The following is a 14,444-nucleotide window of genomic DNA, read 5'->3' as shown; positions in this document are numbered from 1 at the left end:
ACTCGATGGAGGCGGGGGAAGGGGCGCACATCATGCACGATACGGCCGCGGCGGCGCACTGTGGCCATCGCTTTTCCGGGTAAATTTCATAATGCGGAAGTTAGTTTTCTCATCGTGAATAATCGATCTTGTTGCGGTGCGGCAAAATTTCTCGATAAGAGAAATTACTTTCCACGATGAGGAATGGTTGGCGCAAGTGATTGATTTTCATGAGATAAATTTATCTCTTATATAAGACATAAGAGCTTGCATTGGTCTTATATAAGACTTAGAGTTGCACCCAAGGATGCCGCATTGGCACCTGTCGATTCCCTTACCTCTTGGAGAGCAAGCATGCCGAATTCCCTGAACGCACAACTGAGCCGTGAGCAGCAGATCGCAGCCCTGGAGAAGGACTGGGCCCAGAATCCCCGCTGGAAGAGCGTCAAGCGCGGTTACAGCGCCGCCGACGTGGTGCGCTTGCGCGGCAGCGTGCAGCCCGAGTACACGCTGGCCCAGCGTGGCGCCGAGAAGCTGTGGGAGCTGGTCAACGGCGGCGCCAAGAAGGGCTACGTGAACGCATTCGGCGCCATCACCGCGGGCCAGGCCATGCAGCAGGCCAAGGCGGGCCTGGAGGCCGTGTACCTGTCGGGCTGGCAGGTGGCCGCTGACGGCAACACCAGCGAGACCATGTACCCCGACCAGTCGCTGTACGCCTATGACTCGGTGCCCACCATGGTGCGCCGCATCAACAACACCTTCAAGCGCGCCGACGAGATCCAGTGGGCACGCGGCGTCAACCCCGGCGACAAGGAATTCATCGACTACTTCCTGCCCATCGTGGCCGACGCCGAGGCCGGCTTCGGCGGCGTGCTCAACGCCTTCGAGCTGATGAAGAACATGATCGCCGCGGGCGCTGCCGGCGTGCACTTCGAGGACCAGTTGGCTGCCGTGAAGAAGTGCGGCCACATGGGCGGCAAGGTGCTGGTGCCTACCCAGGAAGCCTGCGAGAAGCTGATCGCCGCGCGCTTCGCCGCCGACGTGATGGGCGTGCCCACCATCGTGCTGGCCCGCACCGACGCCGAGGCCGCCAACCTGATCACCAGCGACCACGACGCCAACGACAAGCCCTTCCTGACCGGCGAGCGCACGCAAGAAGGCTTTTACCGCGTCAAGAACGGCCTGGAGCAGGCCATCAGCCGCGGCGTGGCCTACGCGCCCTATGCCGACCTGGTGTGGTGCGAGACCGGCACGCCCGACCTGGGCTTCGCGCGCGAGTTCGCGCAGGCAGTGCTTGCCGCCTGCCCGGGCAAGCTGCTGAGCTACAACTGCTCGCCGTCCTTCAACTGGAAGAAGAACCTGGACGACAAGACCATCGCACGCTTCCAGGACGAACTCTCCGCGCTGGGCTACAAGTACCAGTTCATCACACTGGCCGGCATCCACAGCAACTGGTACAACACCTTCAAGTTTGCCCACGCCTACGCTCGCGGCGAAGGCATGAAGCACTATGTGGAGATGATCCAGGAACCCGAGTTCGCCGCACGCGAACAGGGCTACACCTTCGTGTCGCACCAGCAGGAAGTGGGCGCGGGCTACTTCGACGACGTGACCACGGTGATCCAGGGCGGTTCTTCCAGCGTGAAGGCGCTGACCGGCTCCACCGAAGAAGAGCAGTTCCACTGATCTGACGGACTCAGGCGCTCGGGAGGGCGCTTGGGCTTGTTCAATGAGAAACCACCTGATGCTTCGGTGTCACGGTGGTTTTTTTCTTAATGGCTGAGTTCGGCTTATCGTGTTGAAAAACTCCCCTTGAGCCGGGAGCCCGACCAGTGATGGGTGGTCCGCCATCACTGACGAAGGCGCACACCATGCTGGGACAGCAGGTAAGCCAGGATCGGCTCTTCTACGCATTCAACCTGGGGCCGATCACATTCCGCGTGTGGAAAGACATCTGAATACCAGCTTGCAGCTCATTCACCTGGCGTTCCTGGCTTTGCTGCTCGAAGGATTTTGAACAGACTCTTAGAATGAGCACTCTGTCGAAAGAACCGTCATGGCTTCGGCCATGAAAGGCTTTCATTCTTGAAACCCAACGGGGTGAAGATGAACAAGCCTTTCATTTCCCTGTGTCCCGAGATCACCCGGGCAAACGCGCTGACTCTGATGGACTGGTTGGAAGATGAGGCCGTCACGCGCTACCTGAGAGACTCGCGCCATGTCTCCCGGTCCATTGAGCAGGCCATCGGTCGGATCCAGTTGCCGATCCTGACCCATCTATTCAACCAAGGCGGCCGGTTCTTCATGGCCTACGACCGGCATGACGTGCCAGTGGGCTTCGTGCGTCTCGTCAAGAAGGGCCCGGACTGCGAAATGGTCCTGGTCATTGGCAACCGCGACAACTGGGGCCGCAAGCTCGGAGCAAGCGCGATTCGCGAAGGCATGAAACTCGCCTTCTTCGACATGCGGGCCGAGAAGCTCATCGCCAAAATCCACCCAGACAACGCGCGGTCGCTGAATGCTTTTCTGCGCAGCGGCTTCCTGCTGGAAAGCGAAACGCCCGCGATGAAGTCTTTTGCCATCAACTCGGAGCGCTATCTCCGGCTCTTGCGCGAAAGCCCTGCGGCTCATACCTCCGTCATCTACATCACCGAAATCGACAAGGCCCGGCTCAGGAGCCTGATCGAGCTCGAACAGGGCTCGGATATTTTTGAGCTGGAGCACGAGATCGAGCGAGCCGTCGTCGTCGATCCACGGCAAGTGGCGGAGGATGTCGTCACGATGAACTCCAAGGCCTTGCTGGAGGTGGGCAACGAGGAGGTGCAAGTTGCGCTGGTTTACCCAGAGGATGCGGACGGCGGTGTCGAGAAGCTATCGGTTTGCTCCGGCATCGGCACCGCGATCCTGGGCTACAAGGAGGGCGATGCCTTCGACTGGCGGAGTCCGAACCGAACCTGCCATATCCGGATCAGGAAGGTGCTTTATCAGCCGGAAGCAGCGGGCGATTTCCACCTGTAGGTTGGTGCGCTGCGCCACTGCTGCAGATCGCGCATGAGCGCATGGGGCGGCTGCGAAGATCCGTTCCACTGATCTCGCGCAGGGCGCTCACGGCCCTGGGCGCAGGCTCCGGGGTTTTTGCGTCGGCACAGGGTAGAATCCGAACTTTTGCAAGACACAAGGGCGAGAAAGGCAATGTCGGTTATGACACCGCGAACTACGATGGAGACCTTCACCAGCCGTTGAGGCTGGCCGTTCGCGCCTGCACGAGACCACTTTCTCCCCCACCCTCGAAAAGCGCGGACTGTGTTCCGCGCTTTTTGCTTTGGGGCCGGGAGCGCGCACCGTACCTCTTTCAGTTCACAAGGATTTGCACACCATGCTTCAGATCACGCTCCCCGACGGTTCCCGGCGCGAGTTTCCCGGCCCGGTGACGGTGGCCGATGTGGCCGCTTCGATCGGCTCCGGCTTGGCCAAGGCCGCGCTGGCGGGCAAGATCGGCGACAAGGTCGTCGATACCAGCTACCGGATCACGCAGGACAGCCCCTTGAGCATCGTCACGGCCAAGGATCCCGAGGGCCTGGAGGTGATCCGCCACTCCACAGCCCACCTGCTGGCCTACGCCGTCAAGGAGCTGTTCCCTGACGCGCAGGTGACCATCGGCCCGGTGATCGAGAACGGCTTCTACTACGACTTCGCCTACAAGCGCCCGTTCACGCCCGAGGATCTGGTGGCGATCGAGAAGCGCATGATGGAGCTCGCCGCCAAGGACGAACCCGTGGTGCGCCGCGTGCTGCCGCGCGACGAGGCCGTGGCGTACTTCAAGGGCCTGGGCGAGCACTACAAGGCCGAGATCATCGCCAGCATCCCGAGCAACGAGGACGTGAGCCTGTACCGCGAGGGGGGCTTCGAGGACCTGTGCCGCGGCCCGCACGTGCCCAGCACCGGCAAGCTGAAGTTCTTCAAGCTGATGAAGGTGGCCGGCGCCTACTGGCGCGGCGACCATCGCAATGAGATGCTGCAGCGCGTCTACGGTACGGCCTGGGCCACCAAGGATGAGCTGAACCAGTACCTGCACATGCTGGAAGAGGCGGAAAAGCGCGACCACCGTCGCCTGGGCCGCGAGCTCGACCTGTTCCACATCGACGAGCATTCGCCCGGCACGGTGTTCTGGCATCCCAAGGGCTGGACGCTGTGGCAGGAGGTGGAGCAGTACATGCGCCGCGTGTACCGCGACAACGGCTACCAGGAGGTCAAGGCCCCGCAGATCCTCGACAAGAGCCTGTGGGAGAAGACCGGCCACTGGGACAAGTACCGCGAGAACATGTTCGTCACCGAGAGCGAGAAGCGCGACTATGCGCTCAAGCCGATGAACTGCCCGGGCCACATCCTGATCTTCAAGCAGGGCATCAAGAGCTACCGCGACCTGCCGCTGCGCTACGGCGAGTTCGGCCAGTGCCACCGCAACGAGCCCACGGGCGGCCTGCACGGCATCATGCGCGTGCGCGGCTTCACGCAGGACGACGGCCACATCTTCTGCACCGAGGACCAGATCCAGCACGAGGTGCTGGCGTTCACGCGGCTCCTGCAGAGGGTCTACCAGGACTTCGGCTTCACCGACATCGTCTACAAGGTCGCCACGCGGCCCGACGCGCGCATCGGTTCGGACGAGATCTGGGACAAGGCCGAGGCGGCGCTCATCGAGAGCCTGAAGGCCTCGGGCTGCGACTTCGAGATCTCGCCCGGCGAGGGCGCGTTCTACGGCCCCAAGATCGAGTACACGCTCAAGGACGCGATCGGCCGCCACTGGCAGTGCGGCACCATCCAGGTGGATTTCTCGATGCCCGAGCGGCTGGACGCCGAATACGTGGGCGAGGACGGCGGCCGCCACCGCCCGGTGATGCTGCACCGGGCCATCGTCGGTTCGCTCGAGCGCTTCATCGGCATCCTGATCGAGCAGCACGCGGGCGCGCTGCCGGTGTGGCTGGCGCCGGTGCAGGTGGCGGTGCTCAACATCACCGACGCGCAGAGCGACTACTGTCGCGAAATTGCCGCAAAGCTGCAGAAAGCGCTGCCGCATCAAGATCTTAGGGTGGTCCAGGATCTGCGTAACGAAAAGATTACGTATAAAATACGCGAGCATGCGTTGCAAAAGCTGCCCTATATCCTGGTCGCGGGCGACAAGGAAAAGGCGGCCGGAGCCGTCGCAGTGCGCGCCCGGGGCAATAAAGACCTGGGTGTGATGTCCCTCGACGCCTTTGTCGAACTGATCGCACGGGACATCGCCTCCAAAGCCTGATTTTTGAGTCAAAACTGGCCTGAGAGCGCACAGGTGGTGCGTGAGCAGCTACGCTTTTCGTAGCATTTTTGATTGAAGGTGAGAACCATCGCTACTGAATTTCGTGACCGTCGCCAGCGCGAGGAGCGCAAGCACCGCCTGAACCGGGAAATCATGGCGCCCGAAGTGCGCCTGTCCGGCCCTGACAACGAACCCCTGGGCATCGTCAGCCTGCAAGAGGCTCTGCGCATGGCGGGCGAATTGGACGTGGACCTGGTGGAGATCGCCGCCACGGCCAACCCGCCGGTGTGCCGGTTGATGGACTACGGCAAGTTCAAGTACCAGGAACAGAAGAAGGCTGCCGAGGCCAAGGCCAAGCAGACGGTCATCGACATCAAGGAAGTCAAGTTCCGCCCCGGTACGGACGATGGCGACTACAACATCAAGCTGCGCAACATCCGCCGCTTCCTGGCCGATGGCGACAAGGTGAAGGTCACGCTGCGCTTTCGCGGCCGCGAGATCACGCACCAGGAACTGGGCCTGGCCCTGCTCAACCGCCTGCGCGACGAGCTGGCCGACAGCATCCAGGTGGAGCAGTTCCCCAAGCTCGAAGGCCGCCAGATGATCATGATGATCGCGCCGGCGCGCAAGAAGCCCGGGGCCAAGCCCGCGGCGGATGCAGCGGCGACTGCAGCGTAGGCGAGAGGATTTGGCCGGCGCCCGCCGCAAGGCGGACGCCAGCCGATAGGCCGTGCGAGAGCATGGCCGCACGGCAGGGCGAAAGCCCCCGCCGTTTGAAAAAGTGGCTCGGGGCCAACAAGGTTGCACAGCGGTGTGCAAACGCCTCACGAGCACAAGCAACAGGAGCATTCACATGCCCAAAATGAAGACCAAGAGCAGCGCGAAGAAGCGTTTTCGCGTTCGTCCGGGTGGCACCGTCAAGCGCGGTCAAGCCTTCAAGCGTCACATCCTGACCAAGAAGACCACCAAGAACAAGCGCCAGTTGCGTGGTGCAGTGGCCGTGCATGAGACCAACATGGGTCACATGGCACAGATGCTGCCTTTCGCAGGCCTGTAATCAACTGACGAACAAGGAGAAAGCACATGCCTCGCGTCAAACGTGGTGTTACGGCCCGCGCCCGTCACAAGAAGGTTCTCGCCCTGGCCAAGGGTTTCCGCGGCCGCCGCGGCAACGTCTTCCGCATCGCCAAGCAGGCGGTGATGAAGGCCGGGCAATATGCCTACCGTGACCGCCGTACCAAGAAGCGCGTGTTCCGCCAGCTGTGGATCGCCCGTATCAACGCCGCTGCCCGTGAACTGGGCCTGACCTACAGCCAGTTCGCCAACGGCCTGAAGAAGGCGTCCATCGAGATCGACCGCAAGATGCTGGCCGACCTCGCGGTGCATGACAAGGCTGCCTTCGGCAGCATCGTGGAGCAAGTCAAGGCCAAGCTGGCCGCTTGAGTTCACGACTGTCAGCTATGTTCTTCATAGCTTTCAGCGCGCAAACAACAAGGGCTAGGGCTTGAGAAGGCGCTAGCCCTTGTTTCTTTTCAAGAGTCGATATGAACGAGTTGGATTCCTTGGTCGAAAGCGCGCGCGAGTCGTTCGCGCGCTCCGCAACCCCCGCCGAGCTGGAGAACGCCAAGGCGCAGTTCCTGGGCAAGTCGGGCCGCCTGACCGAGCTGATGAAGGGCATGGCGCAGCTCTCGCCCGAGGAGAAGAAGACGCGCGGCGCCGCGATCAACGTGGCCAAGCAGGCGGTGGAGGCGCTGCTCGCGGCGCGTCGCCAGGCGCTGGCCGATGCGGAGCTGGAACGCCAGCTCAAGGCCGAGGCGCTGGACGTGACGCTGCCCGGCCGCAGGCAGGGGCGCGGCGGGCTGCACCCGGTGTCGCTCACGCTCGAGCGCATCGAGGGCATCTTCGGCTCCATGGGCTTCGACGTGGCCGACGGCCCCGAGATCGAGACCGACTGGTTCAACTTCACGGCCCTCAATACGCCCGAGGACCATCCGGCGCGCTCCATGCACGACACTTTCTACGTGGAAGGCGGCACGAGCGAGGCGCCCCACCTGCTGCGCACGCACACCAGCCCCATGCAGGTGCGCTACGCGGTGCAGCACGTCAAGAAATACCGCCACCTGATCGACGCGGGCCAGCCCATGCCCGAGATCCGCGTGATCGCGCCGGGCCGCACCTACCGCGTGGACAGCGACGCCACGCACTCGCCCATGTTCCACCAGTGCGAGGGCCTGTGGATCGGCGAGAACGTGAGCTTCAAGGACCTGAAGGTCGTGTTCACGGCCTTCTGCAGGACCTTCTTCGAGAGCGATGACCTCGTGCTGCGCTTCCGGCCCAGCTTCTTCCCGTTCACCGAGCCCAGCGCCGAGATCGACATCCAGTTCCAGAGCGGCCCGCTGGCCGGCCGCTGGCTGGAGGTGGCGGGCAGCGGCCAGGTGCACCCCAACGTGGTGCGCAACATGGGGCTGGACCCCGAGCGCTTCATCGGCTTCGCCTTCGGCATGGGGCCGGACCGGCTGACCATGCTGCGCTATGGCGTGAACGATTTGCGCCTGTTCTTCGACGGCGACATCCGCTTCCTGTCGCAGTTCCAGTAACGCACGAAAAGAGGAGCTGCCAGCGCTTGCCGGCAAAGGGTTTCAGATCGTTTTGATATTGAAACTATGGAATGGCAAGCGCCAGCAGCTCACTTTAAAAGAGCACGCCAAAGAAGTCTGACTATGCAATTCCCTGAATCCTGGTTGCGAGAGTTCTGCAACCCGCCTTTGACCACCCAAGAACTGGCCGATACCCTGACGATGGCGGGGCTGGAGGTCGAGGAGCTCCAGCCCGTCGCCCCGCCGTTCAGAAGAATAGTCGTCGGCGAGATCAAGGAGGCCGCGCAGCACCCCAACGCCGATCGCCTGCGCGTGTGCCAGGTGGACGTGGGCCAGCCCGAGCTGCTCAACATCGTCTGCGGCGCGCCCAACGCGCGCGCGGGCATCCGCGTGCCATGCGCCATGGTGGGCGCCGAGCTGCCTCCGGGCGAGGACGGCAAACCCTTCCTCATCAAGGTGGGCAAGCTGCGCGGCGTGGAGAGCCACGGCATGCTGTGCTCGGCGCGAGAGCTGAAACTGTCCGAGGACCACGGCGGCCTGCTGGAGCTGCCCGCCGACGCGCCGCTGGGCCAGGACATTCGCGAGTACCTGAAGCTCGACGACACGCTGTTCACGCTCAAGCTCACGCCCAACCTCGCGCATTGCCTGAGCGTGTACGGCGTCGCGCGCGAAGTGTCCGCGCTCACGGGCGCGCCGCTCAAGGCGCTGCAGTTCCCCGAGGCCGCCGCCGCCATCGACGACCGCCTGCCCGTGCGCGTGAGCGCGCCCGACCTGTGCGGGCGCTTCTCGGGCCGCGTGGTGCGGGGCGTCAACCCGCGCGCGCAGACGCCGCAGTGGATAGTCGATCGCCTCGCGCGCTGTGGCCAGCGCAGCGTGGCGCCGCTCGTGGACATCTCCAACTACGTGATGTTCGAATTCGGCCGGCCGTCCCACATCTTCGACCTGGACAAGATCCATGGCGGCCTCGACGTGCGCTGGGGCAGGGCGGGCGAGCAGCTCAAGCTGCTCAACGGCAACACCATCACCGTCGACGAGAAAGTCGGCGTGATCGCCGACGAGCGCGAAGTGGAATCGCTCGCCGGCATCATGGGCGGCGACGCCACGGCCGTCTCCGACGACACGCGCAACGTCTACGTGGAGGCCGCCTTCTGGTGGCCCGAGGCCGTGGCCGGCCGCTCGCGCCGCTACAACTTCGCGACCGACGCGGGCCACCGCTTCGAGCGCGGCGTGGACCCCGAGCTCACCGTGGAGCACATCGAGCGCATCACGCAGCTCATCGTCGAGATCTGCGGCACGCCCGAGACGGCCCTGGGCCCCATCGACGACCAGCGCGTGAACATGCCCGCGCAGAACGCCGTGCGCATGCGCGTGGCGCGCGCGGCCAAGGTCATCGGCATGCCGCTCACGCAGGTGCAATGCGCGGATGCGCTCAGGCGCCTGGGCCTGTCGGTGCGGGAGGAGGAGGGTGCGGTGACCGTGCTGCCGCCGTCCTTCCGCTTCGACCTGCGCCTGGAGGAAGACCTGATCGAGGAAGTCGCGCGCGTGGTGGGCTACAACAACCTGCCCACGAACCCGCCGCTTGCTCCCATCACGCCGAAGCTGCGCGCCGAGTCGCGCCGCAGCAGCTTCGCCGTGCGCCGCGAGCTCGCGGCCCTGGGCTACCAGGAGACCATCAACTTCAGCTTTGTCGAAGAGCGCTGGGAGACGGAGCTGGCCGGCAACGCCGCGCCCATCAGGCTGCTCAACCCCATCGCCAGCCAGCTGAGCGTGATGCGCTCGTCGCTGCTGGGCTCGCTGCTGCAGGTGCTCAAGTTCAACCTGGACCGCAAGGCCGGCCGCGTGCGCGTGTTCGAGCTTGGCCGCGTGTTCCTGCGCGATGCCGGCGTGCAGGGCAGCGACAGCAGCGTGGAGGGCTATGCCCAGCCCATGCGCGTGGCGGGCCTGGCCCATGGCGCGGCCGACGCGCTGCAATGGGGCCGCAAGGACAAAGCCGTGGACTTCTACGACGCCAAGGGCGACGTGGAGGCGCTGCTGGCCCCGCTGCGCCCCACGTTCGAGCCGGCCACGCACCCCGCGCTGCACCCAGGCCGCTGCGCGCGCGTGCTGCTCGACGGCAAGGCCATCGGCTTCGTCGGCGAGCTGCACCCGCAGTGGCGCCAGTCCTGGGAACTACCCGCGGCGCCGGTGATGTTCGAGCTCGAACTCGATGCCGTGCTGCAGCGCAAGGTGCCGGCCTTCCGCGCCGTGGCCAAGCGCCAGTTCGTGGAGCGCGACATCGCCGTGGTCGTGGCCGAGCGCGTCACCCATGACGAGGTGATGGGCGCCATCGCCGCCGCCCTGCCGGGCGAGCTGCTGCGCTCGGCCGTGCTGTTCGACGTGTTCCGGCCCCAGCCGCCGCGCGCGGGCGAGAGCGCGCCGGCGGGCGCGCTGGCCCAGGGCGAAAAGAGCCTGGCCATGCGCCTGACGCTGGGCAGCGACAGCGCCGCGCTGACAGATACGGAAATCGACGCCGCCGTGCAGACCGTGCTGCAGGCGCTGGCCCAACAGACGGGAGCGAGGTTGCGATGACATCGGGAATGGAAACCGGCGCGATCGAATTCGCGGTGGAGAGCCTGGAGTCCCCGGCTCTGACCAAGGCGCAGCTGGCGGACCTGCTGTTCGAGCACATAGGCCTGAACAAGCGCGAGTCCAAGGACATGGTGGACGCGTTCTTCGACCTGATCGTGCAAAGCCTGGTCGATGGCCAGGACGTGAAGCTCTCGGGCTTCGGCAATTTCCAGATCCGCACCAAGGCCCCGCGGCCCGGGCGCAACCCGCGCACGGGCGAGACGATCCCCATCGAGGCGCGGCGTGTGGTGACGTTCCATGCCAGCAGCAAGCTCAAGGAGCAGATCCAGGGCCGCTCCAAAGAGGCCTGAGGCCGTTGACACTGTCTTGCGTTTGCAGCCCCCCGGTCCCTGGTGGACTCGGGGCGCCTGCAGTACCCTTGAGGGTTTCCGCTCATTCACGCAGATCCCATGAGCACCCAGCTGCCCCCCATCCCGGCCAAGCGCTACTTCACGATTGGTGAGGTGGCCGATCTGTGCGGTGTCAAGCCCCATGTCTTGCGCTACTGGGAGCAGGAGTTCACGCAGCTGAGGCCCGTGAAGCGGCGTGGCAACCGGCGCTATTACCAGCACCACGAGGTGCTGATGATCCGCCGCATCCGCGACCTGCTGTACGACCAGGGCTTCACCATCAGTGGCGCGCGCAACCGGTTGCAGGAGCTGACGCATGCGGACAAGGGTTTGCGTGGCGCTTCGCTGCCCGGGCCCGATGACGAGCAGGCATTGCACGGGGAGCCTGGCGCGCAGTCCGTGGAGGGCGATGGGCCGCACGCTGTGCCTCTCGACCCTGCGCGGCTCAGAAAAGAATTGGAAGAAATTCGCGCACTTCTTTTTTAGTGCTGATTTTTCGCTATAGAATACAAGTCTTGTCGGCGTGTAGCGCAGCCTGGTAGCGCACTTGCATGGGGTGCAAGGGGTCGCGAGTTCGAATCCCGCCACGCCGACCAATAACGATAAGGGCTCCTAGCTATCAAGTTAGGAGCCCTTTTTCTTTGTTCGGCAGCCAGGGGTCCACCCAGGGGTCCACCAGTTCTGGGACGGGATGGGCTTCCCTTGCGACATAGATGGGTGCAGAAACCCGAAGCGCACACGTATTCCCTGCATGCTGTAGAGGGTTTTGCGCTGGATGGGCTGGCGAACTGGTTACGTGCCCCGTGTCCGGTTTCGTTCTTGCGCGTTGCATTGGCCTGGTAAGAAGCGTCTCACCTTTAGCGCTGCTCGATTTCTCCGGGATCGGCGTGCTTGGCGCGCATTGTGGAGATCCAAGTGCTCAGGGCGCGAACTCGCGTGTAGATGCCGGCTCCCTGATGCTTCGCGCAGTCGACGCCGCGGCTGACGATGCCGATCACGAACTGTCGGCCGCCCAGCTCAGCCACGAGCGGTCCCCCGCTGTCGCCGCTGCATGCGTCCTCGACGTTCCCCCCTGCACAGATCATCAGCGTGTCCGCCAGCGGAGGTATCCCAGGACCCGATGCTTGGCATGTCGCGCCGGGATGGATGGTGACGTTCGCTGCCAGCAAGTCGGTGGAAAACACCCCCGATTCCGTGATACCCCAGCCGAAGACCTGGGCCTTCGCTCCTACGGCGTCCAGTGACGCTTCGGCCGCGGAGGCGAGTTCCAGCGGTTTTGCCGCGATGGGCTGGTCGAGCTTGAGCAGCGCGGCGTCGAAGCGCCGGGACGAGGCGCTGTATTCCAGTCCCTGGTGGTAGTAGGTCTCGAGTTCGTTGACCCGGCGCACGGTTCGCGCCGGATCTTTGAGATTCCGCGTATTGGCGATGACGCGGACGTCGGAGGCGTCGATGCCATCAGAGCAGTGGGCGGCGGTGAGAACCCAGCGCGATGCAATGACCGCGCCTCCGCAGCGGATTGCATCGGGGGTCTTGCGCAGCACGATTGCCACTTGCCAGGATAGCTCCAGCGATGGATCGGGCTTGAAGCCCTTGTAGATATAGGGCTTGGTGCCTTCCTGCCAAGCGGCCGCGAGGGCGAGGCCGCCGCAGCCCGCCACAGCGAGGCCGAGGAACAGCCGCCTCCTATTGGTTGCGGGCCTTGTCGAAGGAGCCATACAAACTGTCCAATGCGCTCAGATCCTTGGTGGCAGCGAACAGCGCGTCAACCAACTCGCTGGGGCTTGACGGACCGGCCTCGATAGCCCGCGTGTAGGTCCAGTACCAAGTGCGCAAGCTGGCTAGAGTCCGGTCGGCGATCGTGAGAGCGCCCAGCACCTTGGCGTGCGCTGCTGCGGTCTCGGCGAACGCGTCTGCGGCCTGCAGGTTGAGAGTGCGGGGCAAGGCCGGGTTTCGTGCATCGCGTAGCAGTAGCAAGGCCTTGCGCTCAAGGTATTGAAGGTGCTCGCGCAGCATACGGGAGTAGGCGCTGCGCGCACCCGGTGGTACTTTTGACTTGCGCAGCTCCGGATCGTTGGCGATGGCGCCTTGGCTCGTGCTGGAATCGAGTTGGTCCAAGGCGACAGCCACCTCTGCCTTGTAGATGGCGACGTACTGGCGTAGCGCGGCAGCGCGAAGCTCGCGGTCCGCGATCTGCTCGATCTTGAGGATGAGCGCACCGACTGCTTGGATCACAGCTACCGAGCCCAATGCCTTGACATCCGTGCCGAAATCAGGCCCAGTGATCTCCGCAGCAAAGTTCTGTCGGATCACAGTGCCGCAGTCCAATTCGCGCTTCACGATATCGGCCTCCTGCTCGGCCGTGTCCTTCCGGCGTTGTATTTCCCGGGCCTGGTAGTCGCCCAGTGCAGTGAGGCTGTTGAGCGTCTTCTGTGTGGTGGCGATGCTCTGCTGATAGCCCGAAAAGCTGGCATCGGGTTCCTTGCTGAGCACGGTCAGCTGTCGCTGGAATGCGTCCAGCGCATCGAGCGCTTCTGCCGGAATCGGTGGAGGCGGCGCGCACAGCGCGCTGATCAGGCCATTTAGTTCAGTGGCGTCCACCTGGCTGTTGAGAATGGGCGCGGCTGCGTAGAACGCCATCCGGGCAGCGTCCGCCTCGGCCTGACGTTGTCGCAGTTGTGAAATGACGGGGCTTACTTTCTCCGTGAGCGCCTTCTGCTGGCTGAATGTGACACAGCCGCTCGCTAGCAGCGAGAGACCAGCCGCCGCCGCTGCCTTGGAGATCCGCTTCATCATCCGCCCCTCCGTTGGTTGCATTTCCGATACGAAGGGAATGTAAACGTCATTGCCAAAAGCGACAAAGAGGATTTGTCATCGGGAAATCCGCCCGTTCACGCTCGCGGCACCTGTGCCATTCGCGGCCCGCGCAAGTGCCTCAGTCGATTCAAGCGGTTCGGCAGCGCTCTCAAGCTGTGGGGCACGCGCGAGCCATCGCAGTGACACCGTGCTGGCGGTCATCTGCCTGGACAACGCCGAGGTGATCTCCATCAAAGAGCGCAAGCGTTAGCCGACCGTGTGCCGACGGTCGCTTTCGACGTGATCGAGGCTGCAGTCCGCGAGACGCAGACGGCAGTCTAGGATTCGCAGGGCTCCCAGGAAGATTGAGGAACTCGGACATTCGACGGCGCCAGCCGACCATATCGTGTGGTGAGAGGCTGGAAGGCCCTTGGAGGTCTTGACATGAAGGTCGCCGCTGATAGGGTAACTGTCAGGAGGTGCTCATGCGAAAAGCCATCTTCCTCTTCTTCCTGCTGCTGGGCATCGGTGCTGGGTACCTGTCGGCCCGCAACGATGACTGGGGCCTGTGTGTTGTCATGATGGCCGTGGGCGCGCTGTTCGGCGCAGCGATCGGCGGTGAGCTGTCACAGATCGGGAAACGGCAAGGTCGCCTTCCACTCCAAACCGAAGAAGAAATCGAGCCCATCCCTGGGGGACTTGGAACGTCAAGCCGTGATGTCGCGGCCAACTACTGGCGCGATGAAGGACACATGCCGTTCATGAAGCCACCGCGACCGGAGCTTGGAAACCACATGTTCGACGCCGACAAGAACATCTAAC

General features: G+C 63.8%; 13 protein-coding genes and 1 tRNA gene. 12 read left to right on the top strand and 2 right to left on the bottom strand.

Annotation, left to right across the window (positions count from 1 at the left end; genetic code table 11):
* Window positions 1–333 precede the first annotated feature (333 nt).
* The 11 genes from aceA to ALIDE2_RS14020 all read left to right on the top strand — a co-directional run bounded on the left by aceA (window position 334) and on the right by ALIDE2_RS14020 (window position 11,425).
* Window positions 334–1,665, top strand: coding sequence for an isocitrate lyase (aceA, locus tag ALIDE2_RS14070; RefSeq protein ID WP_013519338.1), 1,332 nt, complete (start codon window positions 334–336; stop codon window positions 1,663–1,665).
* A gap of 420 nt (window positions 1,666–2,085) precedes the next feature.
* A complete protein-coding gene (locus ALIDE2_RS14065; RefSeq protein ID WP_013722372.1) occupies window positions 2,086–2,997 on the top strand; it encodes a bifunctional GNAT family N-acetyltransferase/nucleoside diphosphate kinase regulator in 912 nt (303 codons plus the stop codon).
* Window positions 2,998–3,355: 358 nt separating this feature from the next.
* Window positions 3,356–5,275 carry a threonine--tRNA ligase gene (gene thrS / locus ALIDE2_RS14060; protein WP_013519336.1) on the top strand — a complete coding sequence of 640 codons (1,920 nt, stop codon included), beginning with the start codon at window positions 3,356–3,358 and terminating at the stop codon, window positions 5,273–5,275.
* Between the two features lie 78 nt (window positions 5,276–5,353).
* A complete protein-coding gene (gene infC / locus ALIDE2_RS14055; RefSeq protein WP_013722371.1) occupies window positions 5,354–5,953 on the top strand; it encodes a translation initiation factor IF-3 in 600 nt (199 codons plus the stop codon).
* A gap of 175 nt (window positions 5,954–6,128) precedes the next feature.
* A complete protein-coding gene (gene rpmI / locus ALIDE2_RS14050) occupies window positions 6,129–6,332 on the top strand; it encodes a 50S ribosomal protein L35 (protein WP_013519334.1) in 204 nt (67 codons plus the stop codon).
* Between the two features lie 26 nt (window positions 6,333–6,358).
* Window positions 6,359–6,718 carry a 50S ribosomal protein L20 gene (gene rplT / locus ALIDE2_RS14045; protein WP_005795139.1) on the top strand — a complete coding sequence of 120 codons (360 nt, stop codon included), beginning with the start codon at window positions 6,359–6,361 and terminating at the stop codon, window positions 6,716–6,718.
* Between the two features lie 101 nt (window positions 6,719–6,819).
* Complete coding sequence (pheS, locus tag ALIDE2_RS14040; protein ID WP_013519333.1) at window positions 6,820–7,872, top strand: phenylalanine--tRNA ligase subunit alpha; 1,053 nt, start codon at window positions 6,820–6,822, stop codon at window positions 7,870–7,872.
* Window positions 7,873–7,995: 123 nt separating this feature from the next.
* Window positions 7,996–10,440, top strand: a complete 2,445-nt coding sequence (gene pheT / locus ALIDE2_RS14035; RefSeq protein ID WP_013722370.1) for a phenylalanine--tRNA ligase subunit beta — start codon at window positions 7,996–7,998, stop codon at window positions 10,438–10,440.
* Window positions 10,437–10,790, top strand: coding sequence for an integration host factor subunit alpha (locus ALIDE2_RS14030; RefSeq protein WP_013519331.1), 354 nt, complete (start codon window positions 10,437–10,439; stop codon window positions 10,788–10,790). Before pheT ends, ALIDE2_RS14030 begins: the two co-directional genes overlap by 4 nt.
* Before the next feature lie 99 nt (window positions 10,791–10,889).
* On the top strand, window positions 10,890–11,315 hold the full coding sequence (locus ALIDE2_RS14025) for a MerR family transcriptional regulator (RefSeq protein ID WP_013722369.1): 426 nt from the start codon (window positions 10,890–10,892) through the stop codon (window positions 11,313–11,315).
* Between the two features lie 33 nt (window positions 11,316–11,348).
* Window positions 11,349–11,425 (top strand) — tRNA-Pro (locus ALIDE2_RS14020).
* Between the two features lie 261 nt (window positions 11,426–11,686).
* Here ALIDE2_RS14020 and ALIDE2_RS14015 read toward each other — a convergent pair.
* Together ALIDE2_RS14015 and ALIDE2_RS14010 are read right to left on the bottom strand one after the other, a co-directional pair.
* Window positions 11,687–12,544 (bottom strand): S1 family peptidase, encoded by an 858-nt coding sequence (locus tag ALIDE2_RS14015; protein ID WP_013722368.1) that lies wholly within the window; start codon window positions 12,542–12,544, stop codon window positions 11,687–11,689.
* Window positions 12,513–13,622, bottom strand: a complete 1,110-nt coding sequence (locus ALIDE2_RS14010; protein ID WP_013722367.1) for a hypothetical protein — start codon at window positions 13,620–13,622, stop codon at window positions 12,513–12,515. The genes ALIDE2_RS14015 and ALIDE2_RS14010 overlap by 32 nt, the downstream gene beginning before the upstream one ends.
* Before the next feature lie 485 nt (window positions 13,623–14,107).
* On the opposite strand from ALIDE2_RS14010, the gene ALIDE2_RS14005 reads away from it, so the two are divergent.
* Window positions 14,108–14,443, top strand: a complete 336-nt coding sequence (locus tag ALIDE2_RS14005; protein ID WP_013722366.1) for a hypothetical protein — start codon at window positions 14,108–14,110, stop codon at window positions 14,441–14,443.
* The last annotated feature ends 1 nt before the right edge of the window (window position 14,444 follow it).

Source organism: Alicycliphilus denitrificans K601, from assembly GCF_000204645.1.
In the GTDB taxonomy this organism is placed as follows: Bacteria; Pseudomonadota; Gammaproteobacteria; order Burkholderiales; family Burkholderiaceae_C; genus Alicycliphilus; species Alicycliphilus denitrificans.
The sequence above is the reverse complement of the archived record's forward strand: the minus strand, read 5'-3'. Positions and strand labels throughout refer to the sequence as shown.